General features: G+C 34.1%; 16 protein-coding genes. 3 read left to right on the plus strand and 13 right to left on the minus strand.

Annotation, left to right across the window (positions count from 1 at the left end):
• Window positions 1–41 precede the first annotated feature (41 nt).
• The 4 genes from BUE22_RS08950 to BUE22_RS08965 all read right to left on the minus strand — a co-directional run bounded on the left by BUE22_RS08950 (window position 42) and on the right by BUE22_RS08965 (window position 2,510).
• Window positions 42–749 (minus strand): tRNA1(Val) (adenine(37)-N6)-methyltransferase, encoded by a 708-nt coding sequence (locus BUE22_RS08950; protein ID WP_073395024.1) that lies wholly within the window; start codon window positions 747–749, stop codon window positions 42–44.
• A gap of 144 nt (window positions 750–893) precedes the next feature.
• Entirely contained in the window at window positions 894–1,208 is a 315-nt protein-coding gene (locus BUE22_RS08955; protein ID WP_243396778.1) for a four helix bundle protein, read from the minus strand.
• A gap of 189 nt (window positions 1,209–1,397) precedes the next feature.
• Window positions 1,398–1,922 carry a ribosome maturation factor RimM gene (rimM, locus tag BUE22_RS08960; RefSeq protein ID WP_042563311.1) on the minus strand — a complete coding sequence of 175 codons (525 nt, stop codon included), beginning with the start codon at window positions 1,920–1,922 and terminating at the stop codon, window positions 1,398–1,400.
• A 15-nt stretch (window positions 1,923–1,937) separates the two neighbouring features.
• On the minus strand, window positions 1,938–2,510 hold the full coding sequence (locus tag BUE22_RS08965) for a 30S ribosomal protein S16 (protein WP_042563312.1): 573 nt from the start codon (window positions 2,508–2,510) through the stop codon (window positions 1,938–1,940).
• Window positions 2,511–2,704: 194 nt separating this feature from the next.
• On the opposite strand from BUE22_RS08965, the gene BUE22_RS08970 reads away from it, so the two are divergent.
• Complete coding sequence (locus BUE22_RS08970) at window positions 2,705–3,196, plus strand: DUF6252 domain-containing protein (RefSeq protein WP_073394649.1); 492 nt, start codon at window positions 2,705–2,707, stop codon at window positions 3,194–3,196.
• 133 nt (window positions 3,197–3,329) lie between these two features.
• Window positions 3,330–3,689 carry an RNA recognition motif domain-containing protein gene (locus BUE22_RS08975; protein ID WP_026982652.1) on the plus strand — a complete coding sequence of 120 codons (360 nt, stop codon included), beginning with the start codon at window positions 3,330–3,332 and terminating at the stop codon, window positions 3,687–3,689.
• 145 nt (window positions 3,690–3,834) lie between these two features.
• On the opposite strand, the gene leuB is transcribed toward BUE22_RS08975, so the two are convergent.
• The 9 genes from leuB to BUE22_RS09020 form a co-directional block, all read right to left on the minus strand.
• Window positions 3,835–4,896 carry a 3-isopropylmalate dehydrogenase gene (leuB, locus tag BUE22_RS08980; protein ID WP_073394652.1) on the minus strand — a complete coding sequence of 354 codons (1,062 nt, stop codon included), beginning with the start codon at window positions 4,894–4,896 and terminating at the stop codon, window positions 3,835–3,837.
• A 39-nt stretch (window positions 4,897–4,935) separates the two neighbouring features.
• Window positions 4,936–6,399, minus strand: coding sequence for a DUF6770 family protein (locus tag BUE22_RS08985; protein ID WP_124020492.1), 1,464 nt, complete (start codon window positions 6,397–6,399; stop codon window positions 4,936–4,938).
• A 23-nt stretch (window positions 6,400–6,422) separates the two neighbouring features.
• Entirely contained in the window at window positions 6,423–7,739 is a 1,317-nt protein-coding gene (locus BUE22_RS08990) for a M48 family metalloprotease (protein ID WP_073394658.1), read from the minus strand.
• Window positions 7,740–7,914: 175 nt separating this feature from the next.
• Complete coding sequence (locus BUE22_RS08995) at window positions 7,915–9,435, minus strand: alpha-isopropylmalate synthase regulatory domain-containing protein (RefSeq protein ID WP_073394661.1); 1,521 nt, start codon at window positions 9,433–9,435, stop codon at window positions 7,915–7,917.
• Between the two features lie 257 nt (window positions 9,436–9,692).
• Window positions 9,693–10,289, minus strand: a complete 597-nt coding sequence (gene leuD, locus BUE22_RS09000; protein ID WP_073394664.1) for a 3-isopropylmalate dehydratase small subunit — start codon at window positions 10,287–10,289, stop codon at window positions 9,693–9,695.
• 11 nt (window positions 10,290–10,300) lie between these two features.
• Window positions 10,301–11,131 (minus strand): hypothetical protein, encoded by an 831-nt coding sequence (locus BUE22_RS09005; RefSeq protein WP_073394666.1) that lies wholly within the window; start codon window positions 11,129–11,131, stop codon window positions 10,301–10,303.
• A gap of 22 nt (window positions 11,132–11,153) precedes the next feature.
• A complete protein-coding gene (gene leuC, locus BUE22_RS09010) occupies window positions 11,154–12,548 on the minus strand; it encodes a 3-isopropylmalate dehydratase large subunit (RefSeq protein WP_073394668.1) in 1,395 nt (464 codons plus the stop codon).
• A 525-nt stretch (window positions 12,549–13,073) separates the two neighbouring features.
• Entirely contained in the window at window positions 13,074–13,994 is a 921-nt protein-coding gene (locus tag BUE22_RS09015) for a helix-turn-helix domain-containing protein (protein ID WP_073394671.1), read from the minus strand.
• A gap of 71 nt (window positions 13,995–14,065) precedes the next feature.
• Complete coding sequence (locus tag BUE22_RS09020) at window positions 14,066–14,869, minus strand: SDR family oxidoreductase (protein WP_073394675.1); 804 nt, start codon at window positions 14,867–14,869, stop codon at window positions 14,066–14,068.
• Between the two features lie 328 nt (window positions 14,870–15,197).
• Here BUE22_RS09020 and dnaE point away from each other — a divergent pair, with 328 nt between their 5' ends.
• Window positions 15,198–19,742 carry a DNA polymerase III subunit alpha gene (gene dnaE, locus BUE22_RS09025; RefSeq protein ID WP_073394678.1) on the plus strand — a complete coding sequence of 1,515 codons (4,545 nt, stop codon included), beginning with the start codon at window positions 15,198–15,200 and terminating at the stop codon, window positions 19,740–19,742.
• Window positions 19,743–19,829 lie beyond the last annotated feature (87 nt).

Raw genomic sequence — 19,829 nt, forward strand, 5'->3', positions numbered from 1 at the left:
CATTAATCTTTTTAAAAGCTCAAAACTTTGAAAAAACTGCTTTACATCTTCAAATAAAAATCCTTAGTCAATTCAATATACTCCGGAGTATAAACATGCCTGCTGATTTCGATAATTAATTCGTCGATTTCAATTTCTGAAGTTTCATTTCGGCTAAAAGCCAATAAACTACGTTTGATTTCAGAAGTTGGAGTTCCTTTTACTCGGGTAATTTTACTCGGGTATAATTCAGATTCTTTGGCTAAGGCAATAAAGTTTTTTTCTTCTTTGAATGGGATGATTAAAGCAAAAATTCCGTTTTCAGAAAGTAATAAATCAGCAGCCTCAATTAGTTCCTCAAAAGGCATTGCGTCTTGAAAACGTGCCAAATCGCGTTGCTCGTTTTCTGTTTTGTAATCTTCGGCATAAAAAGGAGGATTTGAAACAATCAAATCATATTCATCTTCCGGTTCTTCGATAAATTCATCCAACCCGGCATGAAAACAAAATAACCGATCTCCCCAAGGCGAATTTTCAAAATTTTCAACAGCTTGTTCATAAGCATCTTCGTCAATTTCAAGCGCATCAATTTGTTCGGCAGAAGTACGCTGAGCAAGCATTAAAGCAATTATTCCGGTTCCGGCACCAATATCTAAAATACTAAACGGATTATGATGAATTGGAGCCCAAGAACCTAGTAAAACACCATCTGTTCCGACTTTCATAGCGGTTTTGTCTTGTTCGATAGAAAATTGCTTGAATGTAAACATAAATAGAAATCTCAATTTTTTTAAATTCCAAATTCCAACTCTGAAAAGGCAAAATTCCAAAAAAAGAAATTCCAAATTCCAATTGCAAAAGGAGTAAAAACTATGTGTTTTTGAATTGCAAAAGTAAGATTAAAATCTCAATAATTATTTTGAAGTTTTAGTGATTATTACAGATAAAATTTTTCGTAATTCTTCTATTTCGAATAATAAGGAATCTGAAAGTGTTTTTTGGTCTGGATTTAATTCATGAAGTAATCGTAGCCAAAATTTGGATTCTTTGGCTTCTTTTCGGGATGTTTTAAGTCTAAATATTAAATCTTTGTCTCCGAGCTTTTCGTTCGCTTCAATATAGTTCGCTCCAATAGAGCCTGAAGATCTTATTAATTGTTTTCCATCTTCAATATTTGATATTGTTTGAGATAAAGTTCTAATATAAATTCGACACTCTTTTGCAAACAAAAAGTTCTTTCCTCTAAATCGTAGGGTTTAGTCATAGTGTAAATTCCAATATTTTTAAAATTTCAAATTCCAATAAATAGGATTTAAAAATAGCGAAAATATTTATTTTGAAAGTTTTTTCTGTCAAATATAATTTAAGAAATAACTCTTCGTATTGGAATTTGGAATTTAAAAAATTGGAATTTCTTATTAAAGGTACATTTCAACAAGCCCTTCAGGCAAGTTCATGATTACTTTTTTGTTCTCACGATCAATTTTTACAAGAAAATGATCAATCATCGGAATTAGCATTTCGACCTCGCCATTTAAAACTTCAAAAAGAGGTTGGGCTGTAGTATCGTTTACGGCAGCAATTTTTCCAAAAACGCCTAAACGCTGGTCTTCAATTTCGAAACCAATAACTTCGTGGAAATAAAATTTGTTGCCGGAAAGTTTTGGCAACATACTTAAAGGAAGATAAATAGCATTTCCCATAATGGCATCTGCATCTTCTTCTGTATTCATGTCTTCAAAACGAATTCTTAGAAAGTCGTTTTTATGCAATGAACTTTTTTCAATAAAAAAAGGAACCAGATGTTTATTGCATTCAATAAACACTGATTCCAGATTTTCGTATAACTCAGGTTCGTCCGTGTCTAAATAAGCCAGAACTTCACCTTTGAAACTAAATTTTTTAGCGATTTTACCTAAATAAAAACATTCTTCTTTACGCATTCTCGCTAGCTAAAATTATGCTTCAGTTGTTTCGTTATTTTCTTCAGCAGCAGGAGCTTCTTCAGTTGTAGCTTCTGCTTCAACTTCAGCAACTTCTTCTTCAACTGCAGGAGTTTCAGCAGCGATAGCATCAGCTTCAGCCTGAGCTGCAGCAGCTAAACGTTTAGCATTAACTTCTTGCTCTGCTTTAAAAGCTTTAGCCTTAGCATCAGCTTGTGCTTTTGTTAAACCGTCTTTTTTAGCATCAACTTTTCCAGCTTTAGCATCTAACCAAGCAGATAATTTAGCATCAGCTTGCTCTTGAGTTAAAGCACCTTTACGAATACCTCCATCAAGGTGGTGTTTCAATAAAGCACCTTTGTAAGAAAGAATTGCTCTTGCAGTATCAGTTGGTTGTGCACCATTGTGTAACCATTTAACTGCACTATCAAGGTTTAAGTCGATAGTTGCCGGGTTAGTGTTTGGATTGTAAGTACCGATTTTCTCTAAGTATTTACCATCTCTTTTTGAGCGTGCATCTGCAGCTACAACCCAGTAAAAAGGTTTTCCTTTTTTACCGTGTCTTTGTAATCTAATTTTTACTGACATAATCGTATGATTAAATTTTGAGGTACTCGACCTCTGTTAATTAAGGGCGCAAAGATATAATTTTTTTCTGAATTCTGCGTTCCCAACAGTATTAAATATGTTAAAGTAAATTTCCTTAATTTTTTGTTGTATTTCAGCAGGTTTTTAAAATATTTATATCCAATGCAATATTTTTGTCTTATAAATTCATTTCTATGAAAAAGTACCTTTATTTGTTTTTATTAATTTTTATGATCACCTCTTGTACCGAAGATGTGAAATTCAATAATCCGGCATTTCAAACCTTAAAAGACAATGTTTTTTGGAGAGCCCAAGATTATAAAGCATATACAACAACGACAGGTAATTTAATTATAGAAGGATATTTAGGATTTGAAAAAGTAACATTGCAAACTAATTCTCTATCACCGCAAACCTATACTCTTGGCAAAAATGATATTTCCAAAGCATCTTATTCTAATACTCTTTCAACACAAACAGAAGAGTTTACCACAGGTACTAATATAGGAAATGGCCAGATTGTGATTACTGAGTATAATACTGAAAATAACACTATTTCAGGAACATTTAAATTTACCGCAGTAAATACTAATGCCGAAAACACTGAAAAAACACAGATCAATTTTTCTGAAGGGGTTTTTTATAAAGTGCCTGTTTCTGTTAGTTCTAATTTTAATGCTAATTAACATTTTAATAATCAGTAGCCATTTTTATTGAATTCTGCTTTTTAAAATCAAAATAAAAACATAAATAAACTAATATATAGTAGATTAGAGAAAAATAAGACTACATTTGCTACATTATTATAAATAAGTACATATGAACATTTTTGTTGGAAGTCTTCCATTCAGTATTGAGGAAGCAGATTTAAGAGAGTCTTTCGAGGCTTACGGAGCAGTAGATTCAGTTAAGATCATTACTGATAAATTTACAGGAAGAAGCAAAGGTTTTGGTTTTGTTGAGATGCCAAACGATGCTGAAGCTCAAAAAGCAATTGATGAATTGAACGGAGCTACTGTTCAAGGTCGTGCAATTGTGGTTAATAAATCTGAACCGAAACCTGAAGGTGAAAGAAGAAGCTTCAACAATAACAGTCGTGGTGGAGATTCACGCGGAGGTTATGGTGGAGGAAACAGCCGTGGTGGAAATGACCGTGGTGGTAACAGAGGAGGATATTAATATTTTTTTCTAAATATATAAAAGGGATCAACGAAAGTTGATCCCTTTTTTTATGCGGTGAAATTTGTTTCAAGTTTCAAGTTTATTTTGTTTCACGTTTCAATAACCTGAAACTTGAAACAAAATAAAACCTGAAACAAATTAATTATAAGTTCGCTACAAGCCAATCTCCAACTTCGCTGGTTTTGTAAGCTTTTGACCCTTTTGGTGCTAAATCTTCTGTAACAATTCCTTGTTCTAGTGATTTATTTACAACTGCTCTTATCGCTTCGGCTTCGTCTTTTAAACCAAAAGCATCTTCGAACATCATTGCTGCAGATAAAATAGTCGCTAAAGGGTTAGCAATATTTAATCCTGTTGCTTGTGGATAAGATCCGTGAATTGGTTCGTATAATGAAGTGTGTTCTCCAACAGACGCAGAAGGCATTAATCCCATTGAACCCGAAATTACAGAAGCTTCATCAGTTAAAATATCTCCAAATAAATTTTCAGTAATCAATACATCATAAGAGTTTGGCCATTGAACCAAACGCATGGCTACGGCATCAACAAATTCATATGAAACAGTAACTTCAGGGTAATCTTTTTCCATTGCCTGAACTGTTTCTCTCCATAAACGTGAAGTTTCCAAAACGTTTGCTTTATCAACGCAACACAATTTTTTGCTTCTTGTCATAGCTAATTCAAAACCTTTTTTAGCCAAGCGCTGCACTTCGGCTCTTGTGTAAACACAATTGTCAAAAGCAGTTTCTCCGCCGTCTCTTCTTCCTTTTTCTCCAAAGTAAATTCCGCCTGTTAATTCTCTTAAGAAAACCAAATCAGTTCCTTCAATTCTTTCTCTTTTTAAAGGAGAATTATCAATTAAAGAAGGAAAAGTAAAAGTAGGACGAACATTAGCAAATAACCCTAATTTTTTACGCATTAACAATAATCCCTGCTCCGGGCGAACTGGCGCACTTGGATCGTTATCGTATTTTGGATGTCCAATTGCTCCAAACAAAACTGCATCGGCTTTCATACAAACTTCATGAGTTTCATCAGGATAAGGAACTCCAACTGCGTCGATTGCACAAGCTCCTGTTAAAGCTGGTGTCCATGTTATTTCGTGATTGAATTTTTTGGCAATAGCGTCAGATACTTTTACAGCTTCATTAATTACCTCAGGACCAATTCCGTCTCCTGCTAAAAGGGCTATATTAAATTTCATATTTAATGGTTTTATATAATTGTTAATAGATAATCGGGTTTATTCGCGTTCATAATTTAATTTCTCAAGTCGCACTTCCATATATTTTCCGGTTTTCTCCGGTTTTTTAAAGTACTCTGCAATTCCAACATAGCCGCTTTTAGCTGGAAAAACGCTAATTGCACTATCGTCATTAGTAATTGGCATTTTTTGAATTGCTTGTTTTTGTGATTTAAAATAATAATTTAAAATATTCAATTCTAAATCTTTATCATCATTCTTGTCAAAAAAGAAATACGCTCTTCCGGCGCTATTTGCTAAACGTTGCGAAAAATCATATTTAGATCCTCTGGTACGTTTTACTTCATATTCTACAGTTTTTACCGGATTAAAATCTTTATCCATTAAAAATGTATATAGCTGTGTATAAGCTCTGTATTGTTGTTTTTGCCAATATGCTTCTCCAAGTACAAATGTAGTTCCGTCTGGGTTAATGCTTGTTCTTTTAAAGCTTAAAAATCCTTCACCGCGTATTTTTCCGTGTTTATTGATTTTTAAATCCGGAAATTGATCGTACTTAACATATTTGTCTCTAATAACTTTACTTGTTTTAATGTCAATAATAGTTTGATAAATACCTAAAGATTCATCAGTTACGTATTCTTCTTTTGAGTCTTTTTCAAAAAATCTTCCACCGGTATAAATTTTATCTCCATTAAGGTAAGTATATTCTCTTGTTACGGTATATTCACTAGATGTTGGCAGATAAAGCAATTCTTTTCCTGTTTTAGCATCTAACACCAGAATATGTCGTTGTTCTCTTTTTGTTTTTTTATAAAAATAACCTTCCAATACAATGTACTTTTCATCATAATTAATAGGTGTATAATTCATAAGGTATTTTTTCAATTCACGATTGGTCTTGTATTCCCAAATTTTTTCGTTTTTAAAATTCAACGCATAAAAGATAGAAGCTTCATTCCCAATTTCTGTATCCGGGTTTGTTTCCATGATTAAAAAACCTGTTTTATTTAAAGAGTAGCAGAGATAACCTTTTCGGTCTATTTTATCATACTTCTTGTCAATGTCTTTTACTTCAGGATTATAAATTCCTTTACTAATAACAGTGTTCTTTTTTAAATCAATAACCTGATACGTTTTAAAGTAAGGAAAAGCATCTTGTCCAAAAGCTTGTGAAAATTCAAAAAAGTCAAGGCGAATGAAACCATCAGAATAGGTAATGTCTTCAAATTTTTTCTTGCGTTTTGAATTAGAGGTTTTTTCCATTAAAGTGCCGGAACACATTGTGTTGAAATTTTTATCTAAAACAATATATTTTATTGTTACAGTGTTATTTTCATCAATATTCATGGTACGTAATTCTACATAACCAAAAAGTTCAGAATCATCGTAAATAGGTTGAAAAGCCATATATTCTCCGGCTGCTGCATTTAAAACAGTATAGGACTGACTAAAACAAAAAGTCGTGAGGAGCAGGAAAAATAATAAGTAAGTTTTTTTCATAAGGGATAAGTAGGCTTTTATATTTATTTAATTGGGTTTGTTGGTTCATTTTTATAATCCAAAGCTAATTGTTCTAACTCAGATAAAGTTAAATTCGCCATGAAATTGAAATAATACTGCTGACTCTTTGTTTGTTCATTCGGATTTATTGATGGTATATAAGAGTTGATTCTCATTTCTTTTTTGGCTTTGGCCAGGGCTTCCAGATTTGATGTAATCATTTCTTTTAAATAAATACTTTTCGGATTTTTTTCTTTCAATTTAAGAGCATCGTATAGACTTGAACCATAGTTTTTCAAGTAATAATTACTATATATATGCTCGTATTCGATTCTCTTTTTTAAATCATCAAAAAAAGCTTTATCTGTGTAATAATTCGTCTTAGTATTTTTTACTTGTTTGCTTATTTTTTCAATGCGCTGCTCGCAATTAGGATGTGTTTTTAACGAATCAACGTCCCATTTAAATATATTTTCTTTAGAGTAGGAGTATTTAGAGTAGTCCTCCATAGTGACCCAGTCTTTAATGAATTTCTGATTTTTAGTTGTGAAGTTTTTAGGATAACTAACTCTCGGCAAACTATCTGTTTCTATATCCGTTTTCGAAAGATGTTTTAATAAATTAATGCTTGATGCACTATTGTATTTGGTATTTTTAAAATAATCAAGACCTAATGAATCTGCCTGGAATTCCTGAAGGCGAGATCTGTTTTTTCTTGAATATACACTGTTTTTTGCAAAACTTTCTGACTTAATTTGTTTGTTGAATTTGGATTTTTTCAGGTCTTTTTCCAGTGCTTTTGCTTCTTTTAAATTTTGAGATGAAATTTCTTTTTCAATACTTTTTTCTCTGTGATTTAAAGTGTAATGCGCTATTTCATGGCAAATAATATATCCTATTTCTGCTTCATCAGCTAAATATCTTAATAATTCCAGATTGAATACAATTGTACCGTCACCAATACTGTATGCATTAGCTTCCGTGTCTCGGGAAAAGTAAACAGCGATTTTTTTGTTGCTTAAAGAAGCATTATTGCGTGTAATTTCGGCTAGTATTTTTTGACTATAATTTTGAAGATTTTCATCAAAATAAAGTTCTTTATTGTCGATTGTTCTTGAAAAATCTTCAAATTGACTTTTGTACACAGCTTCCATTTCCTTACTCACTTTTCCTGAATAAGTTTTTTTTATTTCTTTTATTTTTTGATCATTACTGCTTTTGAATTCTTTTAAAAACAGTTTTCTTTTTTCGTATGAAATTGTATCAAAGGGCTTATAAGTCTGACTGTAACCGCGACAAAAAAACAGAATAAAAATAATAATTGTAAAAGTAGGTTTCATTATTTAATATAGGTTTGGCTCGCAAAAATAGTCAGAATCTTACTGATGTTAAGATTTGTTTTTAAGTAATTATTGTTTTATAGGTTCAAAGTGACAAAGGAGCAAAGGTTCAAAGTTTTTAAAAGCAGGTATAAAAACCTCGGTGCCTTTGTAGCTCTGAACCTTTGCAACTATCTTAAGCAATTACATTCAGCATTTTCTGAGTTGCAATAATTGCAGCAACTGTTTGATCAGAATCTAATCCTCTGGTTTTAAATTCTTTTCCGTTGTTTGTCCAGGTTATAATTGTTTCGCATAAGGCGTCAGAGCTACTTCCGGGCGGAATTCTTACTGCATAATCAATTAATTTTGGAAGCGTTAGTTTTTTACTTTTGTAAATTTTCGACAAAGCATTCATAAAAGCATCAAACTGACCGTCGCCCTGAGCACTTTCTTCGATAATTTCGTCGTCAATTTTTAACAGCAAAGTTGTAGACGGACGCATTCCTTTTGAGTGCATTAATACATAAGATTCAATTGTAATTTTATCCTGATAAGTATGACTGTCCAAAACATCTGAAATAATGTATGGCAAATCTTCTTTAGTAACGGTTTCTTTTTTATCGCCTAATTCTATAATTCTTTGCGTAACCAATTTTAAATCTTCCTGATTTAATTTTAAACCTAATTCCTGAAGATTTTTTTCAATATTGGCTTTTCCTGAAGTTTTTCCTAAAGCGTATTTTCTTTTTCTTCCAAAGCGTTCCGGAAGTAAATCATTAAAATATAAATTATTTTTATTGTCACCATCGGCATGAATTCCGGCAGTTTGCGTAAAAACATTATCGCCAACAATTGGTTTGTTTGCAGGAATTCTATAGCCTGTAAAAGTTTCTACCAATTTGCTTACCGTATAAAGAGAAGTTTCTTTGATGTTTATACTTACCTCTGGCAGATAATCATTTATAACGGCAACCGTACTTTCGAGAGGCGCATTTCCGGCGCGTTCTCCCATTCCGTTTACTGTTACGTGAAGTCCGTTTATACCAGCTTTTACAGCTTCCATAACATTAGCAATACTTAAATCGTAATCGTTATGCGCGTGGAAATCGAAATGAATCTGTGGATATTTAGCTCTGATTTTTGAAAGAAATTCAAAAGTTAAAGATGGAATTAAAACGCCTAAAGTATCAGGTAATAAAATCCTTTTAACCGGTTGAGTCGCTAAAAAATCCAGAAATTGAAAAACATATTCAGGAGAATTTCGCATTCCGTTGCTCCAGTCTTCCAGATAAACATTGGTTTCAATATCATTTTCTTTTGCTAAAGCAATGATTTGGGCAATTTCAGAAAAGTGCTGTTCCGGAGTTTTTTTTAATTGATGCGTTAAGTGATTCATTGAACCTTTGGTTAACAAATTCTGCACTTTTGCTCCGGCTTTTTTCATCCAGTCTATAGAAACACCTCCGTCTACAAACGAAAGCACCTCAATACGATTAATATAGCCTCTCTCGGTTGCCCAGGATGTAATGCCTTTTACGGCCTGAAATTCGCCTTCGCTCACGCGGGCAGATGCAATTTCGATTCTATCAATATTTAATTCTTCCAACAACAATTGTGCAATGGTCAGTTTTTCTGCAGCAGAAAAAGATACTCCCGAGGTTTGTTCACCATCACGAAGCGTCGTATCCATTATTTCAATTTTTCTTTTTTCCATATTGATATTCTAATTTCTAACTGTTTGGATATTACTGATATCCCATATTTTAATTTGAACACTGATTTTACTGATTCGCTTTGCGAAGACGCAGATTACCACTGATTTTTACTTTAGTTAAAAATAAAATCTGTTTTTTTTAGCGTTTTTGCGATAGCAAATCCGTTTGATCTGCGTTCTATGTTTTCTAATTTAATTTAGAAAAACCCGACAAGTTTCAAAAACCTGCCGGGTCTCATAGGACTGAACCTGATTTTTTAGTAAGGAAGTTTATCGGCAAAAGTCACAATATCTTCTTTAATATTTTGTAGATAATCAATGTCATCAAAGCCATTAATCATGTTATTCTTTTTGTATCCGTTAATCGCAAAAGATTCTGATTGACCAGTTGCCAATAAAGTAATCGTTTGGTTTGGCAAGTTTATTTCCAATTCTGTTTTTGGATCAGCTTCAATTGCTTTAAAGATAGTATCAGCAAATTCAGGGCTAACCTGAACTGGAAGAACTCCAATATTCAAACAGTTTCCTTTAAAGATATCAGCAAAGAAACTTGAAACTACGGCTCTAAAACCGTAATCGTAAACTGCCCATGCAGCGTGCTCTCTTGAAGATCCAGAACCGAAGTTTTTTCCTCCAACAAGGATTTTTCCGCTATAAGTTGAATCGTTTAAAACGAAATCAGCTTTTGGAGAATCATCTCCGTTATATCTCCAGTCTCTAAAAAGATTATCTCCAAAACCTTCACGTTTTGTAGCTTTTAAGAAACGAGCCGGAATGATTTGATCTGTATCTACGTTCTCAATTGGCAACGGCACTGCGCTGCTGGTAAGTATATTAAATTTATCGTATGCCATGATGGTCTTTTTTATTTTATTCTATTTTTTATCTCTTCTAATATGTAGATATCTAATTCTAATCCACTTTTATCTTCTGGTAAACTAAAATCAGTTTTAATGATTTGTTTAATAATCTCACGGCCATTTAAAGCATCTACATTACTAAAAAAGACATTGTCCCATTTTTGTAATTCATCAGGATCTTTCAATTGGATTCCGTTATCGTAAAAATTGATAGGCAGAAAACTTATTTCTTTTAATGAAACGCTGCTTTTCTTTTGCTCTAAATTGTATTTCAAATAAGTAACCGAATATTCAAGACATTGCTTTACTCGTTTTGATATCTGATTTAAATCTTCAGGCTCATCAGGGCTTTTTCTCCATAAATTAAATTGCTTTTGAGTATAATCGAATTTCGAATTATTTAATTCCTGATTCTCTTTTACAAAAACAAACTCCATGAGATTATCCAGAGTTGGATGTTTACTGACGACACTAAATCGTAGTTCTTTATCGCTTACAGATTTTATTTTTAGAAATGGTTTTGTGATTCTGTTTTCAGTAAATGACACAATCGAATCATTTTCATTAAAAGACCAATTACCATCAGTATAAATGCCATTGTACACGCCTAAAACACCTTTATAGCTTTTTTCTTTTTGAAAAAACAAATAATTCGTTTCATAAAAACTACTTCCCAGTAAGTTGCTAAGACTTGAATTTTTGTATCGCAATTCTGAAAGGTCTAGTATTTGAGAATCTACATTTTCAAAATTCCATTTCCCAACAATTTTATCTTCTAAAGATTGATTGCAAGAATAAAAAGCTAAAATTGTAAATACTAATACTATTTTTTTCATGAAACTCTGCCTGATAATAAAATTAAAACAATTCTCTAGGATCTGTCAATTTTCCGGTAACAGCCGCAGCCGCAGCCATAATTGGACTTGCTAAAAGCGTTCTTGAACCTGGACCCTGACGACCTTCAAAGTTTCTGTTTGAGGTACTTACTGCATATTTTCCGGCAGGAACTTTATCATCATTCATAGCCAAACAAGCAGAACATCCCGGTTGACGTAATACGAAACCAGCTTCTGTCAAAATATCTAAAATACCTTCTTCTTTAATCTGAGCTTCAACAACATGAGAACCCGGAACTAACCAAGCAGTTACATTATCTGCTTTTTTTCTTCCTTTTACAATTTCGGCGAAAGCCCTGAAATCTTCAATACGGCCATTTGTACAACTTCCTAAGAAAACATAATCAATTGGTTTTCCAATCATCACATCATCTTCATGGAAGCCCATATAGGCAAGCGATTTTTTGTAAGTTTCCTCACCGCCTTCAACCTGATTGGCGTTTGGAATATGTTTTGAGATACCAATTCCCATTCCTGGGTTAGTACCATAAGTAATCATTGGTTCAATATCTGAAGCTTTGATGTTTAATTCAGCATCAAAAACAGCATCAGCATCCGTTTTTAAAGTTTTCCAATATTCAACAGCTTTCGTCCAGGCTTCGCCTTTTGGAGCGTAAAGTCTTCCTTCAAGGAAATCAAAAGTTTTTTGGTCAGGAGCAATCATTCCACCACGTGCACCCATTTCGATACTTAAGTTACAAACGGTCATACGGCCTTCCATAGTCATATTTTCGAAAACATCTCCGGCGTATTCAACAAAATATCCTGTACCTCCAGAAGTAGTTAATTGTGCAATAATATAAAGAGCAACGTCTTTTGGACCAACACCTTTACTTAATTGACCGTTTACGTTAATACGCATTTTCTTTGGTTTTGGCTGCATAATACATTGCGTAGAAAGCACCATTTCCACCTCAGAAGTTCCGATACCAAAAGCAATCGCTCCAAAAGCACCGTGAGTAGACGTGTGAGAATCTCCACATACAATAGTAGCACCTGGCAAAGTAATTCCGTTTTCAGGACCAACTACGTGTACAATTCCATTTTTAATGTGACCTAATCCCCAGTGCGAAATACCGTATTCGGCAGCATTATCCTCAAGCGCTTTAAGCTGATTTGCAGATAGCGCATCTTCAACTGGTAAATGTTGGTTTATGGTTGGTGTATTGTGATCTGCAGTTGCAAAAGTACGCTCAGGGTAAAGAACCTTAACGCCTCTTGCTTTTAATCCTAAAAAAGCAACAGGACTCGTAACTTCGTGAATGAAATGGCGGTCAATAAAAAACACATCTGGTCCATCTTCAATTTTACGCACTACATGTGAATCCCATACTTTGTCAAATAATGTCTTACTCATTTTTATTTTTTTTAATTGTAATTTCTATAATCACAGCAATTCCTGTTTATTAAATAGCAAAACAAAAGTAAAAAAAGATACAAATGCGTCAATTTCAATATTTCATTATATACGATACCCAAAGCAAAATACAAATTGCGAATAGGCTTTTGTGTATTAAATTTTGGCAGAAAAATGATTTAGAAATTGATTTTGATTTTCTTTTTTAGCTTTAATTTTGTTTAATTGCTCTTTGTTTTAATAGTTTGCAAATTTATCTTATAATCACTATAAAATATAATAATTAATTTGAAAATATGTAACAAAATGAATAAAAATAGTAATAATTGCTATTTTTGATTTCTTTTCGAAATGGATGCTTTCATGGATTATGAACGCTTTTAAGCTGTTTTTTAAGCCACTATTTAGACTCAATAAAATGTCTAAATACTACGACATCCAAGAAGTGTATTTTTATGAAATTTTATGTTTTTTAAAATAAAAACTAAGTTTTTTATGAGAATGTTTTTAGGATAATTTTGAAGATTAGTTCAGTGAATTTTTAAATTCTAATGGTGTCAGGCTGGTTTTCTTTTTAAATAATTTACTGAACGATTGAGGATATTCGAAACCCAATTGATAGGCTATTTCTGCCACTGAAAGATTGGTGGAAATCAGAAAGTCTTTAGATTTTTCAATTAGTTTTGAATGAATGTGCTGCTGTGCATTTTGTCCGGTTAAATTGCGAAGCATGTCGCTAAGGTAATGCGTAGAAACATTAATTTGTGAAGCCAAAAAGTCGACTGTTGGTAATCCGTTTTTTAAGGTTTCGGCATTATTGAAATAATTATCGAGAGTGTCTTCTACTTTAAGTAATAAATCACTACTGATTGTTTTTCGGGTGATGAATTGACGTTTGTAAAAGCGATTACTGTAATTAAGCAAAACATCAATATACGAAACAATAACATCCTGGCTCATTTCGTCTATTGCGGTATGAAGTTCGTTATCAATGCTTGTTAATAATCCTATAATAGTTGTTTTTTCTGTGTCAGAAAGATGCAATGCTTCATTGGTATCATAGGAGAAAAACCCATATTTTTTGATGTTTTTCCCTAAAGGATAATTTCTAATAAAGTCGGGATGAAAAAACAGCGTAAATCCGAAATATTCGGCTCCTTCTTCATTATCGGTAAAAATCAATTGATTGGGCGATGTAAACATTAATCCGCCTTCATTAAAGTCATAATAGCTCTGACCGTATCCCATTTTTCCGTTGGTCGAATATTTATAAGATATCTTATAGAAATCTAGCAAAAAGGCATTATTTGTCAATTCAGCATTGATGACCAGTTTGGTATTATCCACCAGACTAATCATTGGATGTAATGGTTTTGGCAGATTAAATAAACTATGAAACTGCGATATAGAAGAAAGTTTTGACGGATTATTATTTTTCTTTTCCATGATATAAAGGTATAAAAAATCAAAAACGAATACCGCACAGATTGTCAAAACCTGAGCGGTATCAGTATAAATTATGCTCCCAAAAATTGTTTGCCAAAAGCGGTGCGAAAAACTTCGTCGCCTTGTTCCAGTCTTTGTTGGTAAAGCGCTTTGGCATCTTCTCCGGCGACATATCTCAATTTGGTTTTTCCATCCGTTGCTGCTTCAAAAACAACTTCGGCAATTTGTTCAGCAGTCGATGCCATTTCAAACATGGTATCAACATTTGCAAACAAGGCGTTTGTCATTGCTTCATATTCTGGTTTAGATCCAGAATCAAGTGAGCCGTGCAGAAATTCTGTTTTAATACCGCCCGGAGAAACGGTTTTTATGTTTACCCCAAACGGATTCAATTCATAAGCCATACTTTCGCTCCAGCCTTCAAGACCCCATTTTGTTGCGTGATATACAGATCCTAAAGGAAAAGAGATCAATCCGCCAATAGAAGTAGTTGAGATAAACAATCCGCTTTTTCTTTCTCTGAAATACGGAATAAAAGCATTCGTAACACGAATTACCCCTAACAAATTAGTGTTAAGTTGTTTGGTAATCTGATCGTCGTTAAAACTTTCCAAAGGACCAATCAGTCCATAACCGGCGTTGTTAAAGACAACATCAATATCACCCAATTCAATAGCTTTTTGAACCGTGCTTTGTATTTGGTCATAATTGGTAACATCTAATGGTAATAAGGTCACGTTTTTTAAACCCGAAAGTTCTTCTTCCTTTTCCGGATTTCTCATTGTTGCGATTACATTCCATCCTTGGTTGTGGAATAATTTTGCTGTAGCTTTTCCTAATCCGGATGAAGCGCCTGTGATAAAAATTGTTTTCATAATAATTTGTTTTAATTTGATGAAGCAAAGTTCAGGCGAGAGCAGCGGTTAAAAGTGTTCATTTTGAACCAATGAGTATCCAAAATGAATAATCGAAGTTTTTAACATCAAATAACCGAAATTTTATCATTTTTATTGGTTTTTAACAGTTTCTAATAATGATTTTGATTAATGCTTTTTGTTGATAATTCGTTTTTCATTAGCCTAAAAAAAACGTAAATTTGAACTTCCTCCATTTTCTACAAGGCAAATTTGTATCATTCATATAATCAATTATTTATATGGTAAAAATTTGGAATTTGGAGCTTAATTTTTGTATTTTAACTCTATGTATTTAATATTCGATACCGAAACAACCGGATTACCAAAACGCTGGGATGCTCCCATTACCGATTCTGATAACTGGCCTCGCTGTATTCAGATCGCCTGGCAGCTGCATGACGAAATGGGACAGCTTATCGAACATCAGGATTATTTGGTTAAACCTGACGGATTTAATATTCCCTATGATGCCGAACGTATTCACGGAATTTCAACTGAATTGGCTGAAGCCGAAGGAATCACGCTGGCCGAAGTGCTGGAGAAATTCAATATCGCTTTAAGCAAAACCAAATTTATCGTTGGTCAGAATTTAGGTTTCGACGTTAATATTATGGGAGCCGAATTCCATAGAATGGGTGTTGATTCTCCAATGAGTACAATGCCGGTATTAGATACTTGTACCGAAGTTACCGCTTCGTTATTACAACTTCCCGGAGGTCGTGGAGGAAAATTCAAACTGCCAACCTTAACAGAATTACACAGTTATCTTTTTGATAAACCTTTTGCAGAAGCGCACAATGCAACTGCCGACGTTGAGGCAACGACGCGTTGTTTCTTAGAGTTAATTAGAAGAGAAGTTTTTACGAAAGAAGAACTGGATGTTCCTAAAGAATATTTTAAGGAATTTCAAGAGAGAAATCCACAGGAATTTCCGTTAATAGGATTAAAACACATCAATTTAAAAGCAGCTTCTGATAAAATCAGAGAGCAAATAAAAGCTTTACAAGTTGATGAGGTACAAACTACGGTTTCAGACTCAGAAAGAGCCGATTTTAAAGCTGCAAAATATGCACATTTACACAACCATACACAGTTTTCGGTTCTTCAGTCGACTATAGGTATTGGGAATATTGTTGCAGCTACAGCCAAAAACAAAATGCCGGCAGTAGCCATGACAGATACCGGAAACATGATGGGAGCTTTCCATTTTGTAAGTGCTGTTATGAACCACAACAAAGCAGCATCCGGAAAAAATAAAGCTTTGGCTGAAGCTGGAGAAGAACCAACGGAAACCGAAATAAAACCAATTGTAGGTTGTGAATTTAATGTTTGTGATAATCACTTAGATAAAAGCAAAAAAGACAACGGAAATCAGGTTGTATTATTAGCCAAAAACAAAAATGGTTATCATAATCTGGCAAAAATGTCGTCGATTGCATTTACAGAGGGGTTTTATTATGTTCCAAGAATTGATCGAAAAATCATCGAAAAATACAAGGAAGACATCATGGTTTTGTCCGGGAATTTATACGGCGAGATTCCGAGTAAAATTCTGAATGTCGGTGAAAACCAGGCCGAAGAAGCTTTGATTTGGTGGAAAGAACAATTTGGAGATGATTTTTATCTCGAAGTTATGCGCCACAATCAGGAAGATGAAAATCGTGTAAATAAAACCCTGATTGATTTTGCTCAGAAACACAATGTCAAATTAATTGCGACAAATAATACTTATTATTTAAATAAAGAAGATGCCAATGCACACGATATTTTATTGTGTGTAAAAGACGGTGAAAAACAAGCAACGCCAATTGGTCGTGGTCGTGGTTACCGTTACGGATTGCCAAATCAGGAATATTATTATAAGTCGGAAGAAGAGATGAAAAAACTCTTTGCCGATTTGCCGGAAGCCATTATCAATATTCAGGAGATTGTAGATAAGGTAGAAGGTTATTCACTTTATCGTGATGTATTACTTCCAAAATTTGATATTCCGGAAGAATTTGTTGTTGTCGAAGATGAAGCTGACGGAGGTGTACGAGGTGAAAATAAATACCTGCGACACCTAACGATGGTTGGAGCTAAAAAACGATATGGCGAAATTACGGAATCTATTCAGGAACGTTTAGATTTTGAGTTGTTAACGATTTCGAATTCAGGATATCCGGGTTACTTTTTGATCGTTCAGGATTTCATTGCCGAGGCCAGAAATATGGACGTTTCGGTAGGACCCGGACGTGGATCGGCGGCTGGTTCTGCCGTTGCCTATTGTTTAGGAATTACAAACATTGACCCAATTAAGTACGATTTGCTTTTTGAGCGTTTCCTGAATCCGGATCGTGTATCCATGCCCGATATTGATATCGATTTTGATGATGAAGGTCGTGGTCGTGTTATGGATTACGTTATCAATAAATACGGAAAAAATCAGGTTGCGCAAATTATTACATATGGTAAAATGGCAACCAAATCGGCGATTCGTGATACGGCGCGTGTATTGGACTTACCTTTATTTGAAGCCGATAGAATTGCAAAACTGATTCCGGCAATGATGCCTTCAAAATGGAATTTGGCACGTTTTATTTCTGAAAACGAAGAGGATGTTAAAAAAGCCCTTCGATCTGATGAATTTGATAACGTAAAAGAATTAATCGCTATTGCCAATGAAGATGATTTGGCAGGAGAAACAATTCAGCAGGCAAAAATTCTTGAGGGATCCATGCGAAACACGGGAATTCACGCCTGTGGTGTAATTATTACGCCATCGGATATTACGAATTTCGTTCCCGTAACCACAGCAAAAGATTCTGATTTATATGTAACACAGTTTGATAACTCGGTTGCAGAAAGTGCAGGATTACTAAAAATGGACTTCTTGGGTCTGAAGACCCTTACCTTAATAAAAGACACCGTTAAACTGGTAAAATACAGAACCGGAATTGATCTGGATCCGGATACTTTTCCAATTGACGATGTTGAAACCTATGCGCTTTTCCAAAGAGGAGAAACTGTTGGAATCTTCCAATACGAGTCGCCCGGAATGCAGAAATACATGAAAGATCTAAAGCCAACGGTTTTTGGAGATTTAATTGCAATGAATGCCTTGTATCGTCCAGGACCTTTGGAGTATATTCCATCTTTCGTTCGAAGAAAAAATGGCGAAGAAGAAATCAAATACGATTTAGATGCCTGTGAGGAATATTTGGGAGAAACTTACGGAATTACGGTTTACCAGGAGCAGGTAATGCTTTTGTCGCAATCGCTGGCAGACTTTACAAAAGGTGAGGCCGACGTTTTGCGTAAAGCGATGGGTAAGAAACAAAAAGATGTACTTGATAAAATGAAACCTAAGTTTGTTGAGCAAGCAGCAAAAAAAGGTCATGATGCAAAAATTCTGGAGAAAATCTGGAAAGACTGGGAAGCTTTTGCGAGTTACGCCTTCAACAAATCGCACTCAACCTGTTATGCCTGGATTGCTTATCAAACGGCATATTTAAAAGCACATTATCCTGCAGAATATATGGCAGCGGTTCTTTCGAATAATATGAATGATATTAAACAAGTATCCTTTTTTATGGAAGAATGCAAGCGTATGGGCTTACAGGTATTAGGTCCGGATGTAAATGAGTCGTATTATAAATTTACTGTAAACGATGATTACGCCGTTCGTTTTGGAATGGGCGCAATTAAAGGTGTAGGTTCCGGAGCCGTTGCGACAATTGTAGAATGCAGAAAAGACGGAAGATATAAATCGATTTTTGATTTGGCAAAGCGAATAGATTTGCGTGCAGCCAACAAAAAGGCGATTGAAAATCTGGCTCTTGCCGGAGGTTTTGACTCTTTTGAAGGAACTACAAGAGCACAATATTTTCATGATGATGGCGACGGAATTACGTTTTATGAAAAAGCGATGCGTTACGGATCGAAGTTTCAGGAAAACGAAAATTCATCGCAGGTAAGTTTGTTTGGAGAAACCAGTGAAGTGCAAATTGCAGAACCGGTTGTGCCTCCTTGTGAAGACTGGAGCACGATGGAAAAACTGGCAAAAGAAAAAGAGGTAGTTGGAATTTATCTTTCCGGACATCCGCTTGATGATTTTAGATTTGAAATGAAATACTTCTGCAATGCACGATTGGAAGCGTTGAAGAGTATGAACGAATATGTGGGCAAAAACCTGACTTTTGCAGGCATCATTCATAACGTACAACATCGTGTAGCAAAGAACGGAAAAGGCTGGGCAGTGTTTAATTTAGAAGGTTACGATGAAAGTTTTGAGTTTAAGATTTTTGGTGAAGAATATTTAAAATTCCGTCACTTCCTGATTCAGAACAATTTTGCATTCCTGAAAATATTGATTAAAGACGGATGGGTAAATCACGATACAGGGAAAAAATCAGAGCCAAGAATGCAGTTTGTCGAAATTAGACAGCTGCAGGACATACTTGAAGCCTTTGCTAAAAAATTAGTTGTATTGTTGAATATAAAAGATCTTCAAACGGAATTTATCCATAAACTAAGCCATTTATTTAATGATAATAAAGGAGATAATTCAGTGACTTTTGAGATCATGGAATTAGAAAAAATTAAGCGTTTAGTTGAGGTAGAAACAACTAATGAGTTTGAAGAAACCGAAGATGCTGTTTTTGTTGATGAAAGTGAAAATGACGATAACGAAGTAGCATTAAGTGAAACCAAAATGCAGGAAGTGAAAGAAGTAGAGGAAATAAAGGTTGTAACCAAATTGACAATGCCAAGCCGACGATTAAAGATCAGGATTTCGACAGAGTTATTGCAGGAATTAGAAAAAATGCAGGTAAATTTTAAGCTGAATTAAATTTTAACAGTTAAAATTTAGAAGAATGCATTTTTTTTAAGTTAAAATTATGCGTGCATAATAGTTTTTTAGTAATATTGCTCAAAA

This window comes from Flavobacterium pectinovorum, from assembly GCF_900142715.1.
In the GTDB taxonomy this organism is placed as follows: Bacteria; Bacteroidota; Bacteroidia; order Flavobacteriales; family Flavobacteriaceae; genus Flavobacterium; species Flavobacterium pectinovorum.